The sequence below is a fragment of the Burkholderia sp. MSMB1078WGS genome, from assembly GCF_001528895.1.
Taxonomy (GTDB): Bacteria; Pseudomonadota; Gammaproteobacteria; order Burkholderiales; family Burkholderiaceae; genus Burkholderia.
Map to the genome: position 1 here is coordinate 214,043 of NZ_LPDI01000041.1, position 25,401 is coordinate 239,443.

General features: G+C 68.3%; 23 protein-coding genes. 16 read left to right on the forward strand and 7 right to left on the reverse strand.

Annotation, left to right across the window (positions count from 1 at the left end; all coding sequences use genetic code 11):
* Positions 1-10 precede the first annotated feature (10 nt).
* Both WT24_RS13285 and WT24_RS13290 read right to left on the reverse strand, forming a co-directional pair.
* Positions 11-1,687: a glycosyltransferase family 39 protein gene (locus WT24_RS13285; RefSeq protein WP_059790719.1), complete on the reverse strand. Its 1,677-nt coding sequence runs from the start codon at positions 1,685-1,687 to the stop codon at positions 11-13.
* Between the two features lie 123 nt (positions 1,688-1,810).
* Positions 1,811-2,185, reverse strand: coding sequence for an Mth938-like domain-containing protein (locus WT24_RS13290; protein WP_059504987.1), 375 nt, complete (start codon positions 2,183-2,185; stop codon positions 1,811-1,813).
* A 313-nt stretch (positions 2,186-2,498) separates the two neighbouring features.
* On the opposite strand from WT24_RS13290, the gene WT24_RS13295 reads away from it, so the two are divergent.
* The 6 genes from WT24_RS13295 to WT24_RS13320 all read left to right on the forward strand — a co-directional run bounded on the left by WT24_RS13295 (position 2,499) and on the right by WT24_RS13320 (position 8,932).
* Positions 2,499-3,737 (forward strand): pyridoxal phosphate-dependent aminotransferase, encoded by a 1,239-nt coding sequence (locus WT24_RS13295; RefSeq protein WP_059504985.1) that lies wholly within the window; start codon positions 2,499-2,501, stop codon positions 3,735-3,737.
* A gap of 54 nt (positions 3,738-3,791) precedes the next feature.
* Entirely contained in the window at positions 3,792-5,120 is a 1,329-nt protein-coding gene (locus WT24_RS13300) for a homoserine dehydrogenase (protein ID WP_059504983.1), read from the forward strand.
* A 10-nt stretch (positions 5,121-5,130) separates the two neighbouring features.
* Positions 5,131-6,582: a threonine synthase gene (gene thrC, locus WT24_RS13305; RefSeq protein WP_059790721.1), complete on the forward strand. Its 1,452-nt coding sequence runs from the start codon at positions 5,131-5,133 to the stop codon at positions 6,580-6,582.
* A gap of 233 nt (positions 6,583-6,815) precedes the next feature.
* Entirely contained in the window at positions 6,816-8,063 is a 1,248-nt protein-coding gene (gene glp, locus WT24_RS13310; protein ID WP_059504980.1) for a gephyrin-like molybdotransferase Glp, read from the forward strand.
* 19 nt (positions 8,064-8,082) lie between these two features.
* Positions 8,083-8,340, forward strand: coding sequence for a molybdopterin converting factor subunit 1 (moaD, locus tag WT24_RS13315; RefSeq protein ID WP_060033911.1), 258 nt, complete (start codon positions 8,083-8,085; stop codon positions 8,338-8,340).
* Positions 8,341-8,455: 115 nt separating this feature from the next.
* Positions 8,456-8,932: a molybdenum cofactor biosynthesis protein MoaE gene (locus tag WT24_RS13320; protein ID WP_059790727.1), complete on the forward strand. Its 477-nt coding sequence runs from the start codon at positions 8,456-8,458 to the stop codon at positions 8,930-8,932.
* A 62-nt stretch (positions 8,933-8,994) separates the two neighbouring features.
* On the opposite strand, the gene WT24_RS13325 is transcribed toward WT24_RS13320, so the two are convergent.
* Positions 8,995-9,555, reverse strand: a complete 561-nt coding sequence (locus tag WT24_RS13325; RefSeq protein WP_059504977.1) for a group III truncated hemoglobin — start codon at positions 9,553-9,555, stop codon at positions 8,995-8,997.
* Positions 9,556-9,798: 243 nt separating this feature from the next.
* Here WT24_RS13325 and WT24_RS13330 point away from each other — a divergent pair, with 243 nt between their 5' ends.
* Both WT24_RS13330 and clpB read left to right on the forward strand, forming a co-directional pair.
* On the forward strand, positions 9,799-10,314 hold the full coding sequence (locus tag WT24_RS13330) for an Rrf2 family transcriptional regulator (RefSeq protein ID WP_060033914.1): 516 nt from the start codon (positions 9,799-9,801) through the stop codon (positions 10,312-10,314).
* 160 nt (positions 10,315-10,474) lie between these two features.
* Entirely contained in the window at positions 10,475-13,072 is a 2,598-nt protein-coding gene (clpB, locus tag WT24_RS13335; protein WP_059504973.1) for an ATP-dependent chaperone ClpB, read from the forward strand.
* Positions 13,073-13,187: 115 nt separating this feature from the next.
* On the opposite strand, the gene WT24_RS13340 is transcribed toward clpB, so the two are convergent.
* Both WT24_RS13340 and WT24_RS13345 read right to left on the reverse strand, forming a co-directional pair.
* Positions 13,188-13,619, reverse strand: coding sequence for a YidB family protein (locus WT24_RS13340; RefSeq protein WP_059504971.1), 432 nt, complete (start codon positions 13,617-13,619; stop codon positions 13,188-13,190).
* 88 nt (positions 13,620-13,707) lie between these two features.
* The gene (locus WT24_RS13345) at positions 13,708-14,319 is read right to left on the reverse strand and encodes a helix-hairpin-helix domain-containing protein (protein ID WP_006496393.1); all 612 of its coding nucleotides are present in this window, start codon (positions 14,317-14,319) and stop codon (positions 13,708-13,710) included.
* A gap of 275 nt (positions 14,320-14,594) precedes the next feature.
* Here WT24_RS13345 and WT24_RS13350 point away from each other — a divergent pair, with 275 nt between their 5' ends.
* Together WT24_RS13350 and WT24_RS13355 are read left to right on the forward strand one after the other, a co-directional pair.
* Positions 14,595-15,056, forward strand: coding sequence for a MerR family transcriptional regulator (locus tag WT24_RS13350; RefSeq protein WP_059504969.1), 462 nt, complete (start codon positions 14,595-14,597; stop codon positions 15,054-15,056).
* Positions 15,040-15,474 carry a carboxymuconolactone decarboxylase family protein gene (locus WT24_RS13355; protein WP_060033917.1) on the forward strand — a complete coding sequence of 145 codons (435 nt, stop codon included), beginning with the start codon at positions 15,040-15,042 and terminating at the stop codon, positions 15,472-15,474. The genes WT24_RS13350 and WT24_RS13355 overlap by 17 nt, the downstream gene beginning before the upstream one ends.
* A 19-nt stretch (positions 15,475-15,493) precedes the next feature.
* Here the strand turns inward: WT24_RS13355 and WT24_RS13360 are convergent, their stop codons facing one another.
* The gene (locus WT24_RS13360) at positions 15,494-17,413 is read right to left on the reverse strand and encodes a sigma-54-dependent Fis family transcriptional regulator (RefSeq protein ID WP_060033920.1); all 1,920 of its coding nucleotides are present in this window, start codon (positions 17,411-17,413) and stop codon (positions 15,494-15,496) included.
* A gap of 521 nt (positions 17,414-17,934) precedes the next feature.
* On the opposite strand from WT24_RS13360, the gene WT24_RS13370 reads away from it, so the two are divergent.
* The 6 genes from WT24_RS13370 to lipA all read left to right on the forward strand — a co-directional run bounded on the left by WT24_RS13370 (position 17,935) and on the right by lipA (position 24,032).
* Positions 17,935-18,993 carry an ATP-NAD kinase family protein gene (locus WT24_RS13370; protein ID WP_059504961.1) on the forward strand — a complete coding sequence of 353 codons (1,059 nt, stop codon included), beginning with the start codon at positions 17,935-17,937 and terminating at the stop codon, positions 18,991-18,993.
* Between the two features lie 54 nt (positions 18,994-19,047).
* Positions 19,048-19,824: an SDR family NAD(P)-dependent oxidoreductase gene (locus WT24_RS13375; protein WP_060033926.1), complete on the forward strand. Its 777-nt coding sequence runs from the start codon at positions 19,048-19,050 to the stop codon at positions 19,822-19,824.
* 77 nt (positions 19,825-19,901) lie between these two features.
* On the forward strand, positions 19,902-20,885 hold the full coding sequence (locus tag WT24_RS13380; protein WP_060033929.1) for a thiamine pyrophosphate-dependent dehydrogenase E1 component subunit alpha: 984 nt from the start codon (positions 19,902-19,904) through the stop codon (positions 20,883-20,885).
* Positions 20,886-20,939: 54 nt separating this feature from the next.
* Positions 20,940-21,944, forward strand: coding sequence for an alpha-ketoacid dehydrogenase subunit beta (locus tag WT24_RS13385; RefSeq protein ID WP_060033932.1), 1,005 nt, complete (start codon positions 20,940-20,942; stop codon positions 21,942-21,944).
* Between the two features lie 4 nt (positions 21,945-21,948).
* Complete coding sequence (locus WT24_RS13390) at positions 21,949-23,064, forward strand: acetoin dehydrogenase dihydrolipoyllysine-residue acetyltransferase subunit (protein WP_060033935.1); 1,116 nt, start codon at positions 21,949-21,951, stop codon at positions 23,062-23,064.
* A 2-nt stretch (positions 23,065-23,066) separates the two neighbouring features.
* A complete protein-coding gene (gene lipA / locus WT24_RS13395; RefSeq protein WP_060033938.1) occupies positions 23,067-24,032 on the forward strand; it encodes a lipoyl synthase in 966 nt (321 codons plus the stop codon).
* Positions 24,033-24,043: 11 nt separating this feature from the next.
* Here lipA and WT24_RS13400 read toward each other — a convergent pair whose 3' ends face one another.
* On the reverse strand, positions 24,044-25,399 hold the full coding sequence (locus WT24_RS13400; RefSeq protein ID WP_060033941.1) for an MATE family efflux transporter: 1,356 nt from the start codon (positions 25,397-25,399) through the stop codon (positions 24,044-24,046).
* Positions 25,400-25,401: the final 2 nt, after the last annotated feature.

Consider the following 25,401-nt stretch of genomic DNA (forward strand, 5'->3'; position numbering starts at 1 on the left):
GGGGGCGTCCTTACGATTGCGGTTTCTCGACGATCACGCGGCGGTTGTCGCGCGCGATCACGCGCATCGGCACGCCTTCCTTGACCAGCGCGTCGTACTGGCCGGGCGCCATGATCGCGAGCGCATGGGCGTCCTGCTTCCAGCGCGTGATCCATTCGCCGACGGTCGGGATCCACTTGTTCGGCTCGACCGAGATCCCGAACGCGAGCTCGTCCTGGCGCTGCACCATGATCGTCGTGTGGCCCATGTAGAACGGGAACGTGTGATCGAGCATCTCGACCGAGTAGAACGGCGTGTCGGGCGGCAGTTTCGCCAGTTCGGCGCGCACGGCCGGCGCGAGCAGCGCGCCCGAACTGTAGCGGCCGAACTCGTCGTGCCCGGTGCCGCCGATCGTGCCGAACGCGAGCCACGCGGCGCCGAACGCGGCGAGCGCGGCGGTCACGCCCGCGCGGCGGTTCAGCCACGCGGCCGCCAGCGTCAGCGCGGCCGAGACCGCGAGACCGGCGTACAGCCACATCTGGAAAGCGCGGTACAGCGCGTTCGGCGTGCGGGCGTCGCCTTGATAAGCGAGGAAGATGATCCCGAACGCCGCGGCGACGAAGAACACGAGGTAGCCGAGCAGATGGCGACGGAAGCGCTCGGCCGTCATCAGCGGCAGGTACGCGCCGATAATCAGCGCGAGCGCCGGTGCGACCGGCAGCACGTACGAGATCAGCTTCGAATGCGACGCGCTGAAGAACAGGAAGATGAACGCGCTCCAGATCAGCAGCACGAGCATCGGCGAGAAGCCGTTCGGCTGGCGCGGCATGCGCAGCGCATGACGGATGCTCTGCCACGCGACCGACAGCCACGGCAGGAAGCCGACCAGCAGCACGGGCACGAAGTAGTACAGCGGGCCCGGGCGGTTCTGTTCCGGGGTCAGGTACCGTCGGAACTGCTGGACGATGAAGAAGAAGTTGAAGAATTCGGGGTTGCGCTGCTGGACGAGCACGAACCACGGCATGACGATCGCGAAGAAGATCACGAGGCCGCTGACCAGGTACAGGCGCTTCCACAATGCCCAGTCGCGCGCGATCAGCGTATACAGCACGAGCACGGCGCCGGGCAGGATCAGGCCGACGAGGCCCTTGGACAGCACCGCGAACGCCATCGCGGCCCAGCACGCCCACATCCAGCCGCGCACCGCGCTCGGGCGCAGCCCGGGCCGTTGCGCGAGCAGCAGCGAGCAGAGCGACAGCGCCATCCAGAACGCGAGTCCCATGTCGAGCGCGTTGAAGTGGCCCATCAGGTTCCAGTACGGCGAGCTGGCGAGCACGACGGCCGCGAGGAAGCCCGACAGCGGGTTGAACAGGCGCGCGCCGGTGTAGCCGACGAGCAGCACGCCGGCGAAGCTCGCCACCGCGGTATACAGACGCGCCTGCCACTCGCCGATGCCGAACCACGCGAACGTCAGCGCGTTCAGCCAGGTTTGCAGCGGCGGCTTCTCGAAGTACTTGTAGCCGTTGTAGCGCGGCGTGATCCAGTCGCCGGTGACGAACATCTCGCGCGCCATTTCCGCATAGCGGCCTTCGTCGCTCGGGATCAAGTGGCGCAGCCCGAGCGGCGCGAACCAGACGATCGTGAGCGCGACGAGCAGGAGGACGAGCGTGATGCGATTGAGCGGTAGCCTCGACGGCGTATCGTTCATGGGTTTTCAGCCTGTTTGGTTGTTGTGACGGGCCGCCGGCGGATGCGCCGGGGCCGGGCGGCCTGGCCGGGGCGATCGGGGGATCGACCCGCTGCGCCGGCCCGATTTTTACCGCATCGGGGGTTAACGTTCAATTAAGAGCGCGGCGGCGACTTTGCGGCCCTCGGCCATCAGGATGTTGTAGGTGCGGCAGGCGGCCTGGAAATCCATCGTCTCGACGCCGATCCGCTTCGCGGTGAGCGCCGCGACGAGCCGCGGATGCGGGAAGCGCAGCCGCGCGCCGCTGCCGAAGATCACGAGCTCGGGCGTCGGGTCGAGCAGCATCGCGAAATGCTCGGGCGCGAGCGCGTCGAACGACGACACGGGCCAGGTCTGGACCGGCGCGCCGGGCAGCACGATGACGCTCGTTTCATGGCGTTCGAGGTTGACGTCGACATAATCGGGGCCGTAGCCGGTGACGGTGTTGAGCGCGCCGCTCGTGTCCTGGTGCAGTTTCAAATCGGTATTCCGCGGTTCCGTAGGAATGGGTTGGCAGGACCGTACCGGCCCGGCCGGCCGGTTTCGCGCCCTCGGGCACGCGCGGACGCCCGACGGCGCGGGCCCGGCACGGCTATGGTGCATTGCGAAAGTCGGCCAAAATCCGCTAAATTATAACTTTTTGGTCGCCTGCGGGCGCCACTTGCGTCGTGCGCCGCCACAAGCCGCGTCCGACCGCCGCTTTTTCCCAGTCTAGACAGCGCGCACAGACCGGCCGCTTTCCAGTTTTGATCCCGTCCCCCGGCCGCAAGGCCAACCCAGGAACCGTGTCGTCGTGAAACCGATTCAGAAGTCGAACAAGCTGCTCAACGTCTGCTACGACATCCGTGGCCCGGTGCTCGAGCACGCGAAGCGCCTCGAGGAAGAAGGCCACCGCATCATCAAGCTGAACATCGGCAACCTCGCGCCGTTCGGGTTCGACGCGCCGGACGAGATCATCCAGGACATGATCCGCAACCTGCCGGCGTCGTCCGGCTATTCGGACTCGAAGGGCGTGTTCTCGGCGCGCAAGGCCGTGATGCACTACACGCAGGAAAAGGGTGTCGTCGGCGTCGGCCTCGACGACATCTACATCGGCAACGGCGCGTCCGAGCTGATCGTGATGGCGACCCAGGCGCTGCTGAACGACGGCGACGAAGTGCTGCTGCCCGCGCCCGACTACCCGCTGTGGACGGCGGCCGTGAGCCTGTCGGGCGGCACGCCCGTGCACTACGTGTGCGACGAGCAGAACGCGTGGATGCCCGATCTCGACGACATCCGCAGCAAGATCACGCCGAACACGAAGGCGATCGTCGTGATCAACCCGAACAATCCGACCGGCGCGCTTTATTCCGACGAATTGCTGCTTGAGCTGCTCGAGATCGCGCGCCAGCACGGGCTGATCGTGTTCGCCGACGAGGTCTACGACAAGATCGTCTACGACGGCCTCGAGCACACCGCGTTGGGTGCGTTGTCGGAGGACGTGATCACCGTCACGTTCAACAGCCTGTCGAAGAGCTATCGGTCGTGCGGCTATCGCGCGGGCTGGATGGCCGTGTCGGGCCTCGGCGGAGACAACCGCCGGCGCGCGAAGGACTACCTCGAAGGGCTCGGCATCCTGTCGTCGATGCGCCTGTGCGCGAACGTGCCCGGCCAGTTCGCGATCCAGACGGCGCTCGGCGGCTACCAGAGCATCAACGAGCTGATCGTGCCGAGCGGGCGCCTGTACAAGCAGCGCGAACTCGCGTACGACATGCTGACGTCGATCCCGGGCGTGACCTGCGTGAAACCGCAGGCCGCGCTGTACATGTTTCCGCGCCTCGACCCGAAGCTCTACCCGATCCAGAACGACCAGCAGTTCATTCTCGACCTGCTGCTCGAGGAACGCGTGCTGCTCGTGCAGGGCACGGGTTTCAACTGGGCGGCGCCGGACCACTTCCGCGTGGTCTTCCTGCCGAACCTCGACGACCTGGCCGATTCGATCAACCGGATCGCGCGCTTTCTCGACGGCTACCGCAAGCGCCATTCGGTCTGAGCGGGCAGGGGCCGCACGGAACTCACTACTTCTTACTCATCGATCACACGCAGCATGGAACCGATCAAAGTTGGCCTGTTGGGCTTCGGCACCGTCGGCAGCGGCACCTTCACGGTGTTGCACCGCAACCAGGAAGAAATCAAACGACGCGCGGGACGCGGCATCGAGGTCGCGCGCATCGCCGTGCGCAACCCGGCCAAGGCGCAGGCCGCGCTCGGCGCTCACGCCGGCACCGCGCAGATCACCGACGATTTCAACGCGGTCGTCGACGATCCGTCGATCGCGATCGTCGCCGAGATGATCGGCGGCACGGGCATCGCGCGCGAGCTCGTGCTGCGCGCGATCGCGAACGGCAAGCACGTCGTGACGGCGAACAAGGCGCTGCTCGCGGTGCACGGCACCGAGATCTTCGAAGCCGCGCGCGAGCAAGGCGTGATGGTCGCGTTCGAGGCGGCCGTCGCCGGCGGCATCCCGATCATCAAGGCGCTGCGCGAAGGCTTGACTGCGAACCGCATCCAGTACATCGCCGGCATCATCAACGGCACGACGAACTACATCCTGTCGGAAATGCGCGACCGCGGGCTCGACTTCGCGACCGCGCTGAAGGCCGCGCAGGAACTCGGCTACGCGGAAGCCGATCCGACCTTCGACATCGAGGGCGTCGACGCCGCGCACAAGGCGACGATCATGAGCGCGATCGCGTTCGGCGTGCCGGTGCAGTTCGACCGCGCGTACGTCGAAGGCATCAGCAAGCTCGACGCGACCGACATCCGCTACGCGGAGGAGCTCGGTTACCGGATCAAGCTGCTCGGCATCGCGCGCCGCGCCACGAACGGCATCGAGCTGCGCGTGCACCCGACGCTGATCCCGGAAAAGCGCCTGCTCGCGAACGTCGAGGGCGCAATGAACGCGGTCGTCGTGCACGGCGATGCGGTCGGCACGACGCTGTACTACGGCAAGGGTGCGGGCGCGGAGCCGACAGCGTCGGCCGTGGTCGCGGATCTCGTCGACGTCACGCGCCTGCATACGGCCGATCCCGAGCACCGCGTGCCGCACCTCGCGTTCCAGCCGGACAGCCTGTCGAACACGCCGATTTTGCCGATCGAGGAAGTGACGAGCGGCTACTACCTGCGCCTGCGCGTCGCCGACCAGACCGGCGTGCTCGCCGCCATCACGCGCATCCTCGCCGAATCGGGCATCTCGATCGACGCGCTGCTGCAGAAGGAATCGGAGCAGATCGACGGCGCGAACGGCGAAACCGACATCATCCTGATCACGCACGAAACGGTCGAGAAGAACGTCAATGCGGCGATCGCACAAATCGAGAGCCTCGCGACCGTCGTGTCGAAGGTGACGAAGCTGCGCATGGAAGCGCTGAACTGAGGCTGACGACATGAACTACATCTCCACGCGCGGTGCCGGCATCGGCGAGCGCCACACGTTCTCCGACATCCTGCTCGGCGGTCTCGCGAAGGACGGCGGGCTCTATCTGCCGGCCGAATACCCGAAGGTCTCCGCCGACGAGCTCGCGCGCTGGCGCACGCTGCCGTACGCGGATCTCGCATTCGAGATCCTGTCGAAGTTCTGCGACGACGTGCCGGCCGACGACCTGCGCGCGATCACCCGCCGCACGTATACGGCCGCCGTGTACAGCAACACGCGCCACGGCGAGAACGCGTCCGACATCACGCCGCTGAAGACGCTCGGCACCGAGAGCGGCGCGGCGCTGTCGCTGCTCGAACTGTCGAACGGCCCGACGCTCGCGTTCAAGGACATGGCGATGCAGTTGCTCGGCAACCTGTTCGAGTACACGCTCGCGAAGCATGGCGAAACGCTGAACATCCTCGGCGCGACGTCGGGCGATACCGGCAGCGCGGCCGAATACGCGATGCGCGGCAAGGCCGGCGTGCGCGTGTTCATGCTGTCGCCGCACAAGAAGATGAGCGCGTTCCAGACGGCGCAGATGTTCAGCCTGCAGGATCCGAACATCTTCAACCTCGCGGTCGAAGGCGTGTTCGACGATTGCCAGGACATCGTGAAGGCCGTGTCGAACGATCATGCGTTCAAGGCGCGGCAGAAGATCGGCACCGTCAACTCGATCAACTGGGCGCGTGTCGTCGCGCAGGTCGTGTACTACTTCAAGGGCTACTTCGCGGCGACGCGGTCCAACGACGAGCGCGTATCGTTCACGGTGCCGTCGGGCAATTTCGGCAACGTCTGCGCGGGCCACATCGCGCGGATGATGGGGCTGCCGATCGCGAAGCTGGTGGTCGCGACCAACGAGAACGACGTGCTCGACGAGTTCTTCCGCACCGGCGCGTATCGCGTGCGCAGCGCCGAGCACACCTATCACACGAGCAGCCCGAGCATGGACATCTCGAAGGCATCGAACTTCGAGCGCTTCGTGTTCGACCTGCTCGGCCGCGATCCGGCCCGCGTGATGCAACTGTTCCGCGACGTCGAGGAGAAGGGCGGCTTCGATCTCGCGGCGAGCGGCGATTTCGCGCGCGTCGCCGAATTCGGTTTCGTGTCCGGCCGCAGCAGCCACACCGATCGTATCGCGACGATCCGCGACGTGTTCTCGCGCTACGACACGATGATCGATACGCATACGGCCGACGGCGTGAAGGTCGCGCGCGAGCATCTGGAGGCCGGCGTGCCGATGGTCGTGCTCGAGACGGCGCAGCCGATCAAGTTCGGCGAGACGATTCGCGAAGCGCTCGATCGCGAAGCCGAGCGGCCGGCCGCATTCGACGGGCTCGAGGCGCTGCCGCAGCGCTTCGAGGTCGTGAAGGCCGACGCGCAGCAGGTGAAGGACTTCATCGCCGCCCATACGGGCGCATGACGCGCGGCCGGGCCTGCGGGCCCGGTCGTGCAGGACGGCCGGAATGCCGATTCGTCGAACGGATCGGGGTTCCGGCCGTTTCGTTTGGCCTGCGGCATCGCAGGTGGCGCGAAACACGTGCCAAATCCGCGCGTTCGCGCCGATCACAGTCTTCGCATGTCCGCCATATCGCGCGCCCGCGTGGCGGCGTCGCTACAATGACGTACTGACTCCAACGATTCCCGATTCCATCGATGTCGAACCCGAATCCCGCGGCGCCGCGCGCGCCGATGCTGTCGACCGCCGAGGCGCTTGCCGCGCTGCTCGATGCCGCGCAGCCGCTGCCCGGCGCCGAAACCGTCGCCACGCTCGACGCGCTCGGCCGCGTGCTGGCGGCCGACGTGAGCTCGCCGCTCGACGTGCCGCCGATGCATACGAGCGCGATGGACGGCTATGCGGTGCGCGTCGCCGATCTGCTGCACGGCGATCGACGCTTGCCGGTGTCGCAGCGCATTCCGGCCGGCCATCCGGCCGCGCCGCTCGCGGCCGGCACGGCCGCGCGGATCTTCACCGGCGCGACGGTGCCGCCCGGCGCCGACGCCGTCGTGATGCAGGAGCAGACGTCGGCCGACGGCGACGCGGTCGAGATCCTCCACACGCCGAAGGCCGGCGAATGGATCACCGCGCAGGGCGCGGACATCCGTCGGGGTGCGGTGATCCTGCCGGCCGGCACGCGGCTCACGCCGCAGGCGCTCGGCCTGGCCGCATCGGTCGGCTGCGCGCAACTGTCGGTCGCGCGGCGGATTCGCGTGGCGGTGTTCTTCACCGGCGACGAACTGACGATGCCCGGCGAGCCGCTGAAGCCCGGTGCGATCTACAACTCGAACCGCTTCACGCTGCGCGGGCTGCTCGAGCGGCTCGGCTGCCACGTGACCGACTACGGGATCGTGCCCGACTCGCTGGCCGCGACGCGCGACACGCTGCGCGAGGCCGCCCGCGATCACGACGTGATCCTGACGAGCGGCGGCGTGTCGGTCGGCGACGAGGATCACGTGAAGCCGGCCGTCGAGGCCGAAGGGCGGCTCGCGCTGTGGCAGATCGCGATGAAACCCGGCAAGCCGCTCGCGTACGGCGCGGTGCGCCGCGGCGACGCGCGCGCCGATGCGCATTTCATCGGGCTGCCCGGCAACCCCGTGTCGAGCTTCGTCACGTTCCTGCTGTTCGTGCGGCCGTTCCTGCTGCGCCTGTCCGGCGTGCGCGACGTCGCGCCGCGCGCGTTGTCGCTGCGCGCCGATTTTTCGCAGAGCAAGGGCGACCGGCGCAACGAATTCCTGCGGGCGCGCGTCAATGCGGCCGGCGGCCTCGACCTGTTCCCGAACCAGAGCTCGGCCGTGCTCACGTCGACGGTCTGGGGCGATGGCCTGATCGACAATCCGCCGCAGCACGCGATCAGCGCAGGCGAGACCGTGCGTTTCATTCCGTTTTCCGAATTGCTGTCGTAACGCGGCGGCTCCCCGAACCATGAAGATTCAGCTGAAATTTTTTGCAAGCGTGCGTGAAGCACTAGGCGTGGCCGACGAAGAAGCCGACGTGCCGGACAGCGTGACGACCGTCGGCGACGTGCGCGCGTGGCTGTGCATGCGCGGCGGCGCGTGGGCCGGCACGCTCGCCGAAGGGCGCGCATTGCGCATGGCATGCAACCACGAGATGACCGATCCCGACACGCGGCTCACCGAAGGTTGCGAGGTCGCGTTCTTCCCGCCGGTGACGGGCGGTTGAGTCTTGCATGGGGCCTGGGGTAGGCACTGAAGCGCTTACGCGGGTCGGCAGCGTTGCATGGGACCCGAGTAAGCGCTAAAGCGCCAACTCGGGTCGACAGGAGCAGGAGCAAACGATGGTTATGGTACGAGTCCAGACCGACGATTTCGATCTGAATGCCGAAGTGACGGCATTGCGCGCGCGCAACCCGAAGATCGGCGCGGTCGCGTGCTTCGTCGGTACGGTGCGCGACCTGAACGAAGGCGACGCGGTTGCCGTCATGGAACTCGAGCACTATCCGGGAATGACCGAGAAGGCGCTCGAGAAGATCGCGGCCGAGGCCGGCCGGCGCTGGCCGGGCATCGACGTCGCAATCGTGCATCGCGTCGGCAGGCTGCTGCCCCTCGACCAGATCGTGATGGTCGCGACGGTCGCGGCGCACCGCGGCGATGCGTTCGCGTCGTGCGAGTTCGTGATGGACTATCTGAAGACCGAAGCGCCGTTCTGGAAGAAGGAAACGACGCCGGACGGCGAGCGCTGGGTCGATGCGCGCAGTACCGACGACGCCGCGCTCGCGCGCTGGGGCGTCGAGTCGGGCAACACGCCGCGCTGAGCGCGGCACCCGGGCGATGCGGCGATGTGCCGCAGGCGCGCCATCGTCGTGCGCGAGGGGCGTTACGCGTCCGGGTCGACGCCGCGCCCGATGATCTTGGTCGGAAACGGCTCGCCGCGGGCGCGCGACGGCAACCCATGCGGATCGTCGCCCGTGTCGCGGCGGCGCGGCGCGATCGCGTCGAGGAGCGCCTGCTGCTCGGGCGGAATCCGGTAGTCCCAGCCGAACCGGCTCAACTGCAGGCTCTGCGCGATCCGCAATGCGGGCTCCATGAAACGGATCGCCGCGGGCGGCGCGTAGCGCGCGTCGACGGTCTTCAGGAACAGCGCCAGCCAGCGGCTGAAATGGGCCGGCTCGATCCCGTCGAGCGGCTGGTGCGCTTGCTGTACGTTGCCGCGATAGCCCTTGGTGCCGAGCACGAGGCTCGACCAGAACGTCACCATCTTCGGCAGATGATCGTCCCAGCGCCCGGCCAGCTTCGCGTCGAACACGGGCCCGAGCAGCGGATCGGCGCGCACGCGGTCGTAGAACGCGTAGACGAGATCGCGGATGTTGTCTTCGGTCGGCTCGGCGTCGCGAGGGCGGGCCGGTGCGGGTTCGGGCGAGGCGGGCAGGGCAGTCATGACAAAAAAAGGGGCCGGTGGATCGGGGCGGCGGCGCGGGCGACGAGCAGGACGCCGGCCGGATTTTGACGCAAAATAGCGTCCTATAACCCCTGAAAAACGTGTAGATACTGCGCATCTTATTGCGCGCACGCGCTCCCGGCAACCCGCGGCCGCGCCACGGCACCATCATCGGCCCTGCACGCATCGAGCGCCGCCCGGCTCAGGTAATCGGGGCACGATCGATTTTTTCCGTATTCGCTCATGAGACTCACCGACTACACCGACTATTCGCTACGCGTGATGCTGTACCTGGCCGTGCGCGGTGAGGGGCTCGCGACCATCCAGGAGATCTCGGACGCCTACGGCATCTCGAAGAACCATCTGATGAAAGTCGTCCAGCGACTCGGCGAACTGGGCTGGGTCGACACCGTTCGCGGCCGCAACGGCGGGTTGCGGCTGTTTGCCGATTCGCTGGAACTGACGGTCGGCCAGGTCGTGCGGGCGACCGAGAACGACTTCGCGCTGGTCGGCTGCTTTTCGCCCGACGGCAGCGAGTCGCGCGGCTGCGTGATCGAGCCGCAGTGCCGGCTGAAGGGCGTGCTGGCGGCCGCGCGCGACGCGTTCTTCGCGGAACTCGATCGCCACACGCTCGGCGAACTGGCCGAGCCCGCATCGCCGCTCGTGGCGCTGCTCGGCATCCGTCCGGTCGCGCTCGTGCGTGCCCCGGTGCCGGACGACGCGCCGGCCGCCGCCGAGCCGTCGTCCAACACCCACTGACACGCGGACGCCGCGCGCCGACTCCGCACCCCCTCATCACACCGCTGGACCGTTTTCAGGCTATCCGGCAATTTTTGCGCTGAATCAACCCGAATTTCGCTTGAAAGCCGCATAGCCATCCTCATCTTGGTGTTAATCGAAAATTGGAGGTCTCGACTAAATGAGAATCGACAAGCTCACCACCAAGTTCCAGGAAGCACTCGCGGACGCGCAAAGCCTTGCCGCCGGCCGCGACAATCAATACATCGAACCCGTTCACGTGCTGGCGGCGCTCATCGCGCAGCAGGACGGCTCGGCCCGCTCGCTGATGTCGCGCGCGGGCGTGCACGTGCAGGCGCTGCAAGGCGCGCTGAACGAAGCGATCTCGCGCCTGCCGCAAGTGACGGGCACGGGCGGCGACATCCAGGTCGGCCGTGAGTTGGCCGGACTGCTGAACCAGGCCGACAAGGAAGCACAGAAGCTCAACGACACGTTCATCGCGAGCGAGATGTTCCTGCTCGCCGTGTCCGACGACAAGGGCGAGGCCGGCAAGCTCGCACGCCAGCACGGCCTCACGCGCAAGTCGCTCGAAGCCGCGATCGCCGCGGTGCGCGGCGGCTCGCAGGTGCACAGCCAGGACGCGGAAAGCCAGCGCGAGGCGCTGAAGAAATACACGGTCGACCTGACCGAGCGCGCCCGCGCGGGCAAGCTCGATCCGGTGATCGGCCGCGACGACGAAATCCGCCGCTCGATCCAGATCCTGCAGCGCCGCACCAAGAACAACCCGGTGCTGATCGGCGAGCCGGGTGTCGGCAAGACCGCGATCGTCGAAGGGCTCGCGCAGCGGATCGTCAACGGCGAAGTGCCCGAGACGCTGAAGGGCAAGCGCGTGCTGTCGCTCGACATGGCCGCGCTGCTCGCCGGCGCGAAGTATCGCGGCGAGTTCGAGGAGCGCCTGAAGGCGGTGCTCAACGATATCGCGAAGGACGAAGGGCAGACGATCGTCTTCATCGACGAGATCCACACGATGGTCGGGGCGGGCAAGGCCGAAGGCGCGATGGATGCGGGCAACATGCTGAAGCCGGCGCTGTCGCGCGGCGAGCTGCACTGCATCGGCGCGACCACGCTCGACGAATACCGCAAGTACATCGAGAAGGACGCCGCGCTCGAACGCCGCTTCCAGAAGGTGCTCGTCGACGAGCCGAGCGTCGAGGCGACGATCGCGATCCTGCGCGGGCTGCAGGAGAAGTACGAACTGCACCACGGCGTGGACATCACCGACCCGGCGATCGTCGCCGCGGCCGAGCTGTCGCATCGCTACATCACCGACCGCTTCCTGCCCGACAAGGCCATCGACCTGATCGACGAGGCCGCTTCGAAGATCAAGATGGAAATCGATTCGAAGCCCGAAGAGATGGACAAGCTCGACCGTCGTCTGATCCAGCTGAAGATCGAGCGCGAAGCCGTGAAGAAGGAGCAGGACGAAGCGTCGCAGAAGCGCCTGCAACTGATCGAGGAAGAGATCGATCGCCTCGGCCGCGAATATGCGGACCTGGAGGAGATCTGGACCGCCGAGAAAGCCGCGGTGCAGGGCAGCGCGCAGCTCAAGGAAGAGATCGAGAAGGTGCGGGCGGACATCGCGCGCCTGCAGCGTGAAGGCAAGCTGGAGAAGGTCGCCGAGCTGCAGTACGGCAAGCTGCCGCAGCTCGAGTCGCAACTGAAGCAGGTCACGCAGGCCGAAGAGCAGGAGCAGCACAACCCGACCCGCCCGCGCCTGCTGCGCACGCAGGTCGGCGCCGAGGAAATCGCGGAAGTGGTGTCGCGTTCGACGGGCATTCCCGTGTCGCGGATGATGCAGGGCGAGCGCGAGAAGCTGCTGCACATCGAGGAAAAGCTGCACGAGCGCGTGGTCGGCCAGGACGAGGCGATCAGCGCGGTGGCCGATGCGATCCGTCGTTCGCGCGCGGGTCTCGCCGATCCGAACCGTCCGTACGGCTCGTTCCTGTTCCTCGGCCCGACGGGAGTCGGCAAGACCGAGCTGTGCAAGGCGCTGGCGTCGTTCCTGTTCGATTCGGAAGAGCACCTGATTCGCATCGACATGAGCGAATTCATGGAGAAGCACAGCGTCGCGCGGCTGATCGGCGCGCCGCCGGGCTATGTCGGCTACGAGGAAGGCGGCTACCTGACCGAAGCCGTGCGTCGCAAGCCGTACAGCGTGATCCTGCTCGACGAGATCGAGAAGGCGCATCCGGACGTGTTCAACGTGCTGCTGCAGGTGCTCGACGACGGCCGCATGACCGACGGGCAGGGGCGTACGGTCGACTTCAAGAACACGGTGATCGTGATGACGTCGAACCTCGGCTCGCAGGTGATTCAGGCCATGACGGGGGCGCCGCAGGAAGAGATCAAGGACGCCGTGTGGCTCGAGGTGAAGCAGCACTTCCGTCCCGAGTTCCTGAACCGGATCGACGACGTCGTCGTGTTCCATGCGCTCGACCGCAGCAACATCGAGTCGATCGCGAAGATCCAGCTCGCGCGCCTGCACGACCGGCTCGCGAAGCTCGACATGGCGCTCGACGTGTCGCCCGCGGCGCTCGAACAGATCGGGAAGGTCGGCTACGATCCGCTGTTCGGCGCCCGGCCGCTGAAGCGCGCGATCCAGCAGGAGATCGAGAACCCGGTCGCGAAGCTGATCCTCGCCGGCCGCTTCGGCCCGAAGGACGTGATCCCGGTCGACGTCAACGACGGCCAGTTCGTGTTCGACCGCGTCGTTCACTGATCGCCTGCCGTCGGCAGCGCGCCCGGTTCGCACCGGGCGCAAAAACGAACACCCCGCCTCGGCGGGGTGTTTGCTTATGGAGCGGCCGAACGGGCCGCCCGGTCGCGGCGGGCGCTCAGGCCTGCTTGTTGCCGCCGAACATGCCGGCGAGCTGCGTGAGCGTGCTGAGCACGTTCGACGTGTCGACCTGGCCGCCGGCCGGCACTTCGCCGTTCGGCGTCGCGCCGTTGACGACGTGCGGCAGCACCTGCGCGAGGATCGACGAGGCCTGCGCCGGATCGATGCCGACCTTGCTCGCGAGCGAGCCGACGACGTCCGAGCCCAGTACGTTCTGCAGCGTGTCCGGCGAGATCGGCTGGTTTTCGCCGTTGCCGACCCACGAACCGATCACGTCGCCGGCGCCGCCGGCCTTGAACTTCTCGATCAGCCCGTTCAGGCCGCCCGGCTGGTTGTTGATGAATTCGAGCGCGGTCGCGATCAGCGCGCTTTGCGAGTTGCCGCCGGCCTGGCCGCCGATCAGACCGCCAACGATGTCGAGGAGACCCATGGTTCTTCACCTTTACTGAAAAGGGCGCCGTGACGACGGCGCCCGTTGAACGAATGCCGCGCGCACGCCGTCGTGCGCGCGGCGCACATCAGGCGCCCGACGCCGCGGCGGCGGAGGCTGCCTTGTCCTTCTTGCTCTTCTTCTTCGAACCCTTCGTCGCCTTCGTGGACGACGCGGCCGCCGGTGCGCTCGCACCCGCGTCGGCGGATGCCGCGGCAGCCGCTGCCGCCTTTTCCTTCTTCGATGCGCGCTTGGTCTTGGCCGGCTTGGCGGCCGCTTCCGGTGCGCTCGCCGTCGGCGCGGGCGCCGCGGTCGTCGTGCCGGCCGTCGCGGTCGTGGACGTCGATGCGGTGCCCGCCGACGTCGTGGTCGACGTGGTCGCGGACGTCGTCGCGGCCGGCTTCGACAGCTTCACGCCCTTCGGTGGCGTCGACGCGCCGCCGATCGTCAGGCCGTTTTCCTCGAGATGCCCGACCGACTTCGTGCCGAGGCCCTTCACGCGGTTTGCGAGATCGTCGGCGTCCTTGAACGGGCCGTTCTTGGTGCGTTCGTCGATGATCGCCTTCGACTTCACGGGCCCGAGACCCTTCACGGATTCGAGCGCGGCCTGGTCGGCCGTGTTGACTTCGACGGCTGCGGCAAGGCCGGCGGCGAGCGACAGCGATAGCGCGACGAACAGCATCAGCAGCTTTTTCAGCATGGCAAAGGCTCCCTGGTTCTGACGGATGAATGGCTGTTGCAACGGACGACGGGGCGCGAGGTGGCCGGGCGTCGCCGTTAAGCATAGGACAAATGCGTGCCCTTTTTAAGACAAGCTGACCGAATCTTGCTGAAGGCTTGCGGTGGTGTAAAGGCCGAAACCGATGCCATACGCCGATTTTGACCATTCTTTACGGTGTCGCCGGTTGTCGCGACGCTGGCCGTTCGACAACGCTTGACTTAGAGTGAACTCTAACTCCTAACCTTGTTCCTGCCATGTCGAAAACCGTATCCCAACCCACCGCCGCCGGTCCGCTGACGATCGGGCAAGTCGCCGAACTGACGGGCGTGTCGACGCATACGTTGCGGTATTACGAGCAGGCCGGCCTGCTGCGTGCGATTTCGCGCACGGCGGCCGGGCACCGGCTCTATGCACCGGCCGACCTTGCCGGGCTGGCCTTCGTGATGCGCCTGAAGGCGACCGGCATGCCGATCGCGCAGATCCAGGCGTTCGCGGTGCTGCGCGAGCAGGGCGAGTCGACGTTCGGCGCGCGGCGCGACTTGCTGGTCGCGCATCGCGACGCGGTGCGCGCGCATATCGCGGAGCTGCAGGCGAACCTCGATGCGATCGGCGACAAGATCGCGTACTACGAGGCGCAGGCACGGGAAACGGAACGACGGGCGAATCCTTCTCACTCTTTATCGGAACAGGACGGACACGATGGAACGACTCGTTGAGGATCGCTACACGCGCGGCTGGAACAAACTCAAGGAAATCGACGGCGAAGTGGGCGAACGCGTGATCGCGGCGCTTGCGCCGATCGCGCCGGACTTCGGGCGGCTGCTGGTCGAATTCAGCTTCGGCGACATTTACAGCCGGCCGCAGCTCGACCTGAAGGCGCGCGAAATCGCGACGATCGCGGCGCTGGCCGCGCTCGGCAACGCGCAGCCGCAATTGAAGGTGCATATCGAGGCCGCGCTGAACGTCGGCTGCACGCGCGACGAGATCGTCGAGGTGTTCATGCAGATGGCCGTGTATGCGGGGATGCCGGCCGCGCTCAACGCGCTGTTCGCCGCGCACGAGGTGTTCACGCGGCGCGACGAAGCGGCCGGCGTGGCGGACGACGCGAACGAAGCGGCCGGGCAGCCCGCCTGACGGAGCGTGCGCCGGTGCGTCACGCGCGGTGCGGCGCGACGATCCGGTACTTCGCGATGCGCCGATACAGCGTCGCGCGCGACATGCCGAGCGCGCGGGCGGTCGCGTCGGGCCGCCAGCGATGCGCTGTGAGCGCGGCGACGATGCGGCCGCGTTCGCCATCGGGCAGCGCGCCCGTCGGGGCGCCGTCGAGTTGCGCGGCCAGATCGGCCGGCAGGTCGCGCCGCGTCACGCGTGCGGCGTCGCACACCGCGCATGCATAGCGCAGCACGTTACGCAGTTGCCGCACGTTGCCCGGCCATGGATACGCGGCGAGCTGTTCGGCGAGCGTCGCGTCGAGCGTGAGCACGTGGCCGGTCGCCTGCGCTTCCTCGGCGAATACGGCGGCGATCACGTCGCGCACGTCCGTGCGTTCGCGCAACGGCGGCAGGTCGAACGTCGCACCGCTCAACCGGTAGTACAGGTCTTCGCGGAACGTGCCGTCGGCCACCATCCGCGCGAGATCGCGGTGGGTCGCGCAGATCACGTCGAGGTCGACGCGCACGGGCGTATCGCTGCCCAGCGGCACGACCTCGCCGTCGGCCAGTACGCGCAACAGACGCGTCTGCAGCGCGAGCGGCATGTCGCCGATTTCATCGAGAAACAGCGTCCCGCCGTCGGCGAGCGCGATCTTGCCGCGCGCACCGTGCTTGCGTGCGCCGGTGAACGCGCCGGCCGCATAACCGAACAGTTCGCTCTCGATCAGCGCTTCCGGCAGCGCGCCGCAGTTGACGGCGACGAACGGCCGCGCGCGCCGTGCGCCGGCGTCGTGGATCGCGCGGGCGAACACTTCCTTGCCCGCGCCGGTTTCGCCGAGCACGAGGATCGGCAGCCGCTTGCTCGCGACCCGCAGCGCGAGTTCCGCCTGTTGCGCGATGCGCGGGTCGCTGCTGTTCAGGAACGGCGTCAGCGCGCCGACGTGACGCGGCGCGGCGGTGCCCGGGCGGCGCGATGCCGCGCCGGGTTCGCGGCCGGCGCGCCGTAGCGGCGCACGCAGCCGCGCGTAGAGCGGGGCGCCGGTCGCGCGCAGCCGCAGCGCGACGATCGCATCGAGCCGTGCGGCGTCGCGCAGCGGCATTTCGGTCGCATCGAAGATCTCGTCGATATGGCGCGGCTCGCGTAGCGCCGGCAGCGCGTCGCGCGCCTGCCGGTTCGCGGCGACGATGTTGCCGCATTCGTCGAACGCGATCAGCCACTCGGGCTGCGCCTCGACGTAGTGACGGTTCGGATGCCCGAACAATATCCAGTGCTGCGCGGTGCTGTGCACGAAGTAGCCGTCCTCGATCAGCGCCGCGCTCTGCCGCACGAGCTGGTAGACGAGGCGCTGGCTGTCGCGGCCGTCCGGCGAGTGCACGGCCGACGCGTCGAGCACGCCGATCAGTTCGCCGCCCGGCGAGAAGATCGGCGCCGCGCTGCACGTGAGCGTCGTGAACGCCGCACGAAAGTGATCGGTCTTGTGCACGGTGATCGGCGCGAGATCGGTCAGCACGCTCGCGACACCGCAGGTGCCTTCCTCGCTTTCCGACCAGCACGAGCCGATGTGCAGCCCCGCGTGACGGAAGTCGTTGCGGCGTTCGCGGTCGATCCGATAGTCGATCGTCACGCCGTGCGCGTCGGTCAGCATCACGCAGTAGTCGGCGACGCGGATCATGTCGTGCAGCCGCGTCAGGCACTGGCCCGACGCGCGCAGGAAGGCTTCTTCCTTGTCGCGTACTTCGCGCAGCTCCGCCGCGGTCAGCACGCGCGGGCCGATCGACGAAGCGGGGTCGAGACGGTAGCGCTCCAGCGACCGCTGCCACGACGACACGAGGCGCGCGGAATCCGCCGGCGCGGGCAGGCGTCCGGCGAGCGCGCCAAGTACACGGTCGGCGTGCTGGGCCTGGGGGACGGCGTAGGGCATGGTCGGCTCCGGTTCCGTACGGCGGGGATGTCGCTGTTCTTGTAGCACATCCGGTCCGGCGGATCACATTGCATCGCAGCACGCGATGTGCGTGAGACGGTCGTCTCACCGGTATCGCAACGTGTCTCGCGCCGTTGAGACAACCGAATGCGCGGCGTGCGGCGGGACGTCGCCTGCGCGACGCCGCGCGAACGCTGGGTTTGCGGCGGAACGACGCGCATGCGCGGGCGCCGCGACGATCGCGTTCGCCGTATCGACGACGTGAGACGTCCCGGCGAATTCGATGCGCGCCGCGTCGTCACGGTCGCGCATTCCGAACCCGTGCAGGCCCGCTGCGCCAGTGCAGACGCGGGTTTCGCGGCCATCGCACGCACGATGGCACGCTGCTTGCAGAGATAAGGGCAAGCCGGCGCGATCGCATCGGCGACGACGATCCGCCGCCCGTCGATGGCGGCGGACGAAACAGGCGGAGCCGGCGCGCGCCAACGCGCGGGCCCTGCAGACTGGATGGAGACAAACCCGTGACGACGCCCGTTACCGTCGGCGTGATCGCGAACCCCGCGTCGGGGCGCGACATCCGCCGCCTCACGACGCATGCATCCGTGTTTCCGACCGCGGAGAAGGCGAACATGATCGTGCGCCTGCTGGCCGGCCTCGGTGCGATGGGCGTCGAGCGCGTGCTGACGCTGCGCGACCGCACGGGCATCGCGACGCTGCTGCTGCGCGCGATCGACACGCATCGTGCAGTCGCGCCGCACGAGCGCTGGCCCGAGGTCGACTTCGTCGACCTGCCGATCACCGATACCGTCGCCGACACGCAGGCCGGCGCTGCCTATCTGCACCGGATGGAGGTGTCGCTGATCGTCGTGCTCGGCGGCGACGGCACCCATCGCGCGGTGGCCGCGCATTGCGGCGCGACGCCGCTCGTCGCGCTGTCCACCGGCACCAACAACGCGTTTCCCGAACATCGCGAGGCGACCGTCGCCGGCGTCGCGGCAGGGCTCGCCGCGAGCGGCGCGGTGCCGGCCGAGGTCGCGTTCGTGCGCAACAAGCGGCTCGTCGTGCGCTGCGTCGCGGGCGAACAGCCGGGGCGCGAGGAGATCGCGCTCGTCGACGTGTGCGCCGCGCGGCAGCGCTTCATCGGCGCACGCGCGATCTCCGGCCCCGACGACATCGACTCGCTCTACCTGACGTTCGCGGAACCGGACGGCATCGGCCTGTCCGCGCTCGGCGGCGCATGGGCGCCGCTCGAACGCAGCGCGCCGCACGGGCTCGCGATGCGCTTCGCGCAAGCCGGCAACGCGGCCGGCACACCGCTCGTCGCGCCGATCGCGCCGGGGCGCGTCGACCGTGTCGTGATGCGCAGTTGCGAGCGGCTCGAACCGGGCGCGTGGCACGCGATTCCGTTCGAGCGCGGCACGCTCGCGTTCGACGGCGAGCGCGAGATCGAGGTCGCACGCGGCGATCGCTACGAGATTTCGCTCGATTGGCGCGGGCCGTTGACGGTCGACGTCGGCCGCACGCTGCGCTACGCATCGTCGCGGCAACTGCTGCGCGACGCAGGTGTGCGGCACGACTGACGACCGGCGCAACGGTATTTCGGCATCCGTCACGATCATCAAGGAGACATCGCCATGACAGCCCCTCTCGAAGGACAGGTCGCCATCGTCACGGGCGGCGCGCGCGGCATCGGCCGCGGCATCGCGCTGACGCTCGCCGGTGCCGGCGCCGACATCCTGCTGGCCGATCTGCTCGACGACGCGCTCGATTCCACCGCGCGCGAGGTGCGCGCGCTCGGTCGCCGGGTGGCGGTCGCGAAAGTCGACGTCACGCAGGTCGAGCAGGTCGACGCGATGGTCGCACAGGCGCTCGCCGAGCTCGGCGGGCTCGACATTCTCGTGAACTGCGCAGGCGTGATCAGCATTCGTCCGGTCGCCGAACTGACCGAGCGCGACTGGGATTTCGTGATGGACGTGAACGCGAAGGGCACGTTCCTCGGGTGCCGCGCGGCGCTCGCGCATCTGAAGGCGCAGGGCCGCGGCCGGATCATCAACGTCGCGTCGATTGCGGGCAAGGAAGGCTTTCCGAATCTCGCGCATTACAGCGCATCGAAATTCGCGGTCGTCGGCTTCACCAACGCGCTGGCGAAGGAGCTCGCGCGCGACGGCGTGACCGTCAACGCGATCTGCCCCGGCATCGTCCGTACCTACATGTGGGACCGGCTGTCCGACGCATGGAAGACCGACGGCGAATCGGTCGAGGAATCGTGGCAGCGGCACCAGTTGACGCTGATTCCGCAGGGCCGCGCGCAGACGCCGGAAGACATGGGCCGGCTCGCGCTGTTCTTCGCGACGATGGACAACGTGACGGGCCAGGCCGTGAACGTCGACGGCGGCTTCACGTTCCACTGACGGCCGCAAACCGTGCAATCCGCCGCCGCGGCATGGCCGGGGCGGCATTCGCAGTCAGACCTACCCAGGAGACACACATGACCGCTTCGACACAGCTCAGCAGGGACAAGCTGCTGGACGCCTACCGGCTGATGCGCACGATCCGCGAATTCGAGGAACGCCTGCACGTCGAATTCGCGACCGGCGAGATCCCCGGCTTCGTTCACCTGTACGCGGGCGAGGAGGCGTCCGCCGTCGGCACGATGCTGCACCTCGGCCTCGACGACTACGTGGCCACCACGCACCGCGGCCACGGCCATTGCATCGCGAAGGGCGTCGACGTGCACGGGATGATGGCCGAAATCTACGGCAAGAAGACGGGCGTCTGCCACGGCAAGGGCGGCTCGATGCACATCGCCGATCTGTCGATGGGGATGCTCGGCGCGAACGGGATCGTCGGCGCAGGCGGCCCGCTCGTGTGCGGCGCGGCGCTCGCGGCCAAGCACAAGAAGACGGGCGGCGTGGGCGTGTGCTTCTTCGGCGACGGCGCGTCGAACCAGGGCGTGATCTTCGAATCGATGAACCTCGCGTCGGTGTGGCGGCTGCCCGCGATCTTCGTCGCCGAAAACAATGGCTATGCGGAAGCGACGTCGTCGAGCTGGTCGGTTGCGACCGACAACATCGCCGATCGGGCGAACGGGTTCGGGATGCCGGGCGTGATCGTCGACGGCTTCGACTTCTTCGCGGTGCACGAGGCGCTGGGCGAAGCCGTCGAGCGTGCGCGCAACGGCGGCGGCCCGACGCTCGTCGAGGTGAAGTTCACACGCTATTTCGGTCACTTCGAGGGCGATGCGCAAACCTACCGCGCACCGGGCGAAGTGCAGAAGCTGCGCGACGAGAAGGACTGCCTGAAGCATTTCGAAACGCGCGTCGTGCGTGCCGAAGCGCTGACCGCCGCCGACCTGCGCGCGATCGACGCCCAGGTCAAGGCGCTGATCGACGACGCGGTCGCGCAGGCGAAGGCGGCGCCGCTGCCGGATGCCGCCGACCTGCTCGCCGACGTCTACGTGTCGTATCCGTGAGCGCGGGTTGACCCGGCGGCCGGCACGGCGAAACGAACATTCCAGGAGACAGACATGGCAAGGAAGATCACTTATTCGCAGGCGATCAACGAGGCGCTCGCGCAGGAAATGGCGCGCGACGACAGCGTGATCGTGATGGGCGAGGACAACGCGGGCGGCGCGGGCGCGCCGGGCGAGGACGACGCATGGGGCGGCGTGCTCGGCGTGACGAAGGGGCTGTTCCACAAGTTTCCGGGCCGCGTGCTCGATACGCCGCTGTCGGAGGGCGGCTACATCGGCGCGGCGGTCGGCGCGGCCGCGTGCGGGATGCGGCCCGTCGCGGAACTGATGTTCGTCGATTTCATGGGCGTGTGCTTCGACCAGATCTTCAACCAGGCCGCGAAATTCCGCTACATGTTCGGCGGCAAGGCCGTGACGCCGGTCGTGATCCGCGCGATGTACGGCGCCGGCCTGCGCGCGGCCGCGCAGCACTCGCAGATGCTCACGTCGCTGTTCACGCACATCCCGGGGTTGAAGGTCGTGTGCCCGTCGACGCCGTACGACGCGAAGGGGCTGCTGATCCAGGCGATCCGCGACAACGATCCCGTGATCTTCCTCGAACACAAGCTGCTCTATACGCGCGAGGGCGATGTCCCGGAGGAATCCTATGCGATTCCGTTCGGCGAGGCGAACGTGATGCGCGACGGCGACGACGCGACGATCGTCACGTACGGCCGGATGGTGCATCTCGCGATGGACGCGGCCGCGACGCTCGCGAAGGACGGCATCCAGTGCGACGTGATCGACCTGCGCACGACGTCTCCGCTCGACGAGGAAACGATTCTCGAGAGCGCCGAGCGTACCGGGCGCGTGGTGGTCGTCGACGAAGCGAACCCGCGCTGCTCGATCGCGACCGACATCGCCGCGTTCGTCGCGCAGCGCGCGTTCCGCTCGCTGAAGGCGCCGATCGGGCTCGTCACGGCGCCGCATACGCCCGCGCCGTTCGCCGGCGTGCTGGAAGACCTGTATATCCCGTCCGCCGATGCGATTGCGCAGGCGGTCCTGAAGACGAGGAGCTGACACGATGTCGATTCACATGATCACGATGCCCAAGTGGGGGCTGTCGATGGAGCAGGGGCAGGTCAACGGCTGGCTGAAGGCGATCGGCGAACGCGTGGCGAAGGGCGACGAGGTGCTCGACGTCGAGACCGACAAGATCTCGTCGGGCGTCGAGTGCGCGTTCGACGGCACGCTGCGCCGGCAGGTCGCACAGGAAGGCGAGACGCTACCCGTCGGCGCGCTGCTCGGCGTCGTCGCGGCCGCCGATGCGAGCGACGCCGACATCGATGCGGCGATCGCCGACTTCCAGCGCGATTTCGTGCCGAGCGCGGCTGCCGACGAGGCGGCCGGCCCGCAGCCGGAGAAGGCGCAGATCGGCGGCCGCACGATCCGCTTCCTGAAGCTGGGCGACGGTGCGGGCACGCCGGCCGTGCTGATCCACGGCTTCGGCGGCGACCTGAACAACTGGCTGTTCAATCACGCGGATCTCGCCGCGCACCGGCCGGTGTGGGCGCTCGATCTGCCCGGCCACGGCGAGTCGGGCAAGGCGGTCGAGACCGGCAGCCTCGACGAACTGGCCGACGCGGTGCTCGCGCTGCTCGATGCGCAGCACATCGAGCGCGCGCATCTGATCGGCCATTCGATGGGCGGCGCGGTTGCGATGGCGGCGGCCGAGCGTGCGCCGCAACGCGTCGCATCGCTCACGCTGATCGCGAGCGCGGGGCTCGGCACCGACATCAATCGCGCGTACATCGACGGCTTCGTCGCCGGCAACAGCCGCAACACGCTGAAGCCGCACCTCGGCGCGCTGTTCGCGGACAACGCGCTGGTCACGCGGCAGCTCGTCGAGGATCTCGTCAAGTACAAGCGGCTCGAAGGCGTGCAGGCCGCGCTCGAGAAAATCGCGCATGCCGCGTTCGACGGCGCCGCGCAGCGGCGCGTGTTCCGCGACCGGCTCGCGACGCTTGCGCCGCGCACGCTCGTGATCTGGGGCGAGCGCGATCAGGTGATTCCCGCGCAGCATGCGCAGGGTTTGCCGGACGGCGTGCGCGCCGAGGTGATCGCCGGCAGCGGCCACATGGTGCAGATGGAGGCGGCCGCCGACGTGAACCGCCTGATCGTCGCGTTCCTCGGAGACTGACGATGGCCGCCGCGCTCGAACGATCCAGTCTCACGGCGCTCGGCCAGCCCGGCGCGCGAAGTCGCGACAAGCTCGCGCGCATTCCGGTGCGCGTCGAGCCCGCGGCCGGCGCGGTCTTGCCGAAGCCGCCGTGGCTGCGCGCACGGCCGATGATGAGCGCGGCGGTGGCCGACATGGCCGCCGTGCTGCGCGAGCATCGGCTGCATTCCGTCTGCGAGGAGGCGATGTGTCCGAACATCGGCGAATGCTTTGCGCAGCGCACCGCGACCTTCATGATCATGGGCGGGCTGTGTACGCGGCGGTGCCCGTTCTGCGATGTCGCGCACGGCCGTCCCGAGCCGCTCGATCCCGACGAGCCCGCGAGGCTGGCCGATGCGGCGACGGCGCTCGGGTTGCGCTACGTCGTGATCACGTCGGTCGACCGCGACGACTTGCGCGACGGAGGCGCCGCGCATTTCGCCGCGTGCATCGCGGCGGTGCGCGCGAGCGTGCCGGGCATCGGCGTCGAGGTGCTGACGCCGGACTTCCGCGGCCGCGTGGCCCGTGCGCTCGACGCGTTGTCGTCGGCGTGGCCCGACGTGTTCAATCACAACATCGAGACGGTGCCGTCGCTGTACCGCGCGGCGCGGCCGGGTGCCGACTATCGCGGCTCGCTCGAACTGCTCGCGCAGGCGAAGGCCGCGCGGCCGACGCTCGTGACGAAATCGGGATTGATGCTCGGGCTCGGCGAACGCGACGACGAGGTGCGCGACACGCTGCGCGACCTGCGCGCGCACGAGGTCGACGTGCTGACGCTCGGCCAGTATCTCGCGCCGTCGGCGCACCATTTGCCGGTGCGGCGCTACGTGAGTCCGGATGCCTTCGCCGCCTGGCGCGACGAGGCGCTCGCGCTCGGTTTCAGGGAAGTCGTCGCCGGTCCGCTCGTGCGGTCGTCGTATCACGCGGCCGACGTGCTGGAGGACGCGTAGCGCGCCGCGCGTCAGGCCGCGGCGGTGGCGTGCGCGCGGCCGACGCGGCGCAGGTACAGCACGAGCCCTGCGCCCGCCAGCATCAGGCTGACCGTGTTCGCGAACCAGAAGCCGCGCGCGCCGGTCAGCCACGCGGGCGCGATGCCGCCGACGTCGAAGCCGAGCACGTAGCCGCCGCTGAGTCCGACGCCCCACAGCGCGACCGCATAGATCACGGTCGGCACGACCGCCACCTTGTATGCGCGCAGCACGAACGCCGACGTGACCTGCAGCGCATCGAACACGTGGTAGCACGCGACGATCGCGACGAGCGGCATCGCGGCCTCGGCGACGGCCGGGTTCGGCGTATAGCCGCCGATGATCAGCGGGCGCAGCGCGAACACGAGCACGCCGTAGGCGGCCGCCACGCCGCACGCGAACATCACGCTGTGCCGGCCGAGCAGCCGGGCTTCCTCGGCGCGTCCGGCGCCGAGCGCGCGCGCGACGAGCGTCGACGCCGCCACGCCGATCGACAGCGGCGTCATGTACAGCACCGCGCCGATGTTGCCGGCGATCTGGTGACCGGCGAGCGTCGTCGTGCCGAACTGCGCGATGAACAGCGCCATGCACGTGTACGACGTGACCTCGATCAGGTACGACAGGCCCATCGGCACGCCGAGCTTCAGGATCGCCTTCTGGCGCGCCCACACGGGCCAGCAGAAGCGCGAGAAGATCGCGAGCGGCGCGAACACGTCGAGCTTCGCGAGCAGCGCGTAGCCGATCAGCGCGAGCGCCCAGTTGATCAGCGTGCTGGCGAGCCCGCAGCCGGGGCCGCCGAGCGCCGGTACGCCGAAGCCGCCGAAGATGAACCACACGTTCAGCGGAAACTTGAGCAGCAGCGCGCCGATCTGCAGGATCATCGCGAGCCGCGGCTTGCCGGCCGCGTTGGTCAGCGCGTTGTAGATGCGGAAGACGAGGCTGGCGGGCAGCCCATACGACAGGATGCGCAGGTAGTCGACGGTGCGGTCGTGCAGCGCTGCGGGTGCGTGCGCGACGCGCAGCAGCGGCTCGGGAAAATGCAGCAGCAGGAAGCCCGGAATCGAGAGCAGCAGCGCGAGCCACAGCGCCTGGCGCACCTCCTCGCCGATCTCGGCATAGCGCCGCGCGCCGTACAGTTGCCCGGTGATCGGCTGCAGCGCGGACAGGATGCCGGTCAGGCCGATGTAGATCGATACGTAGATCGACGAGCCGAGCCCGAGCGCGGCGAGATCGACGGCCGAGTAGCGGCCGACCATCGCGGTGTCGATCACGCCGAACGCGATGATCGCGAGCTGGCCGACCAGCACCGGCCATGCGAGACCGACGATTCGGCGGATGTCGCCGAGCATCG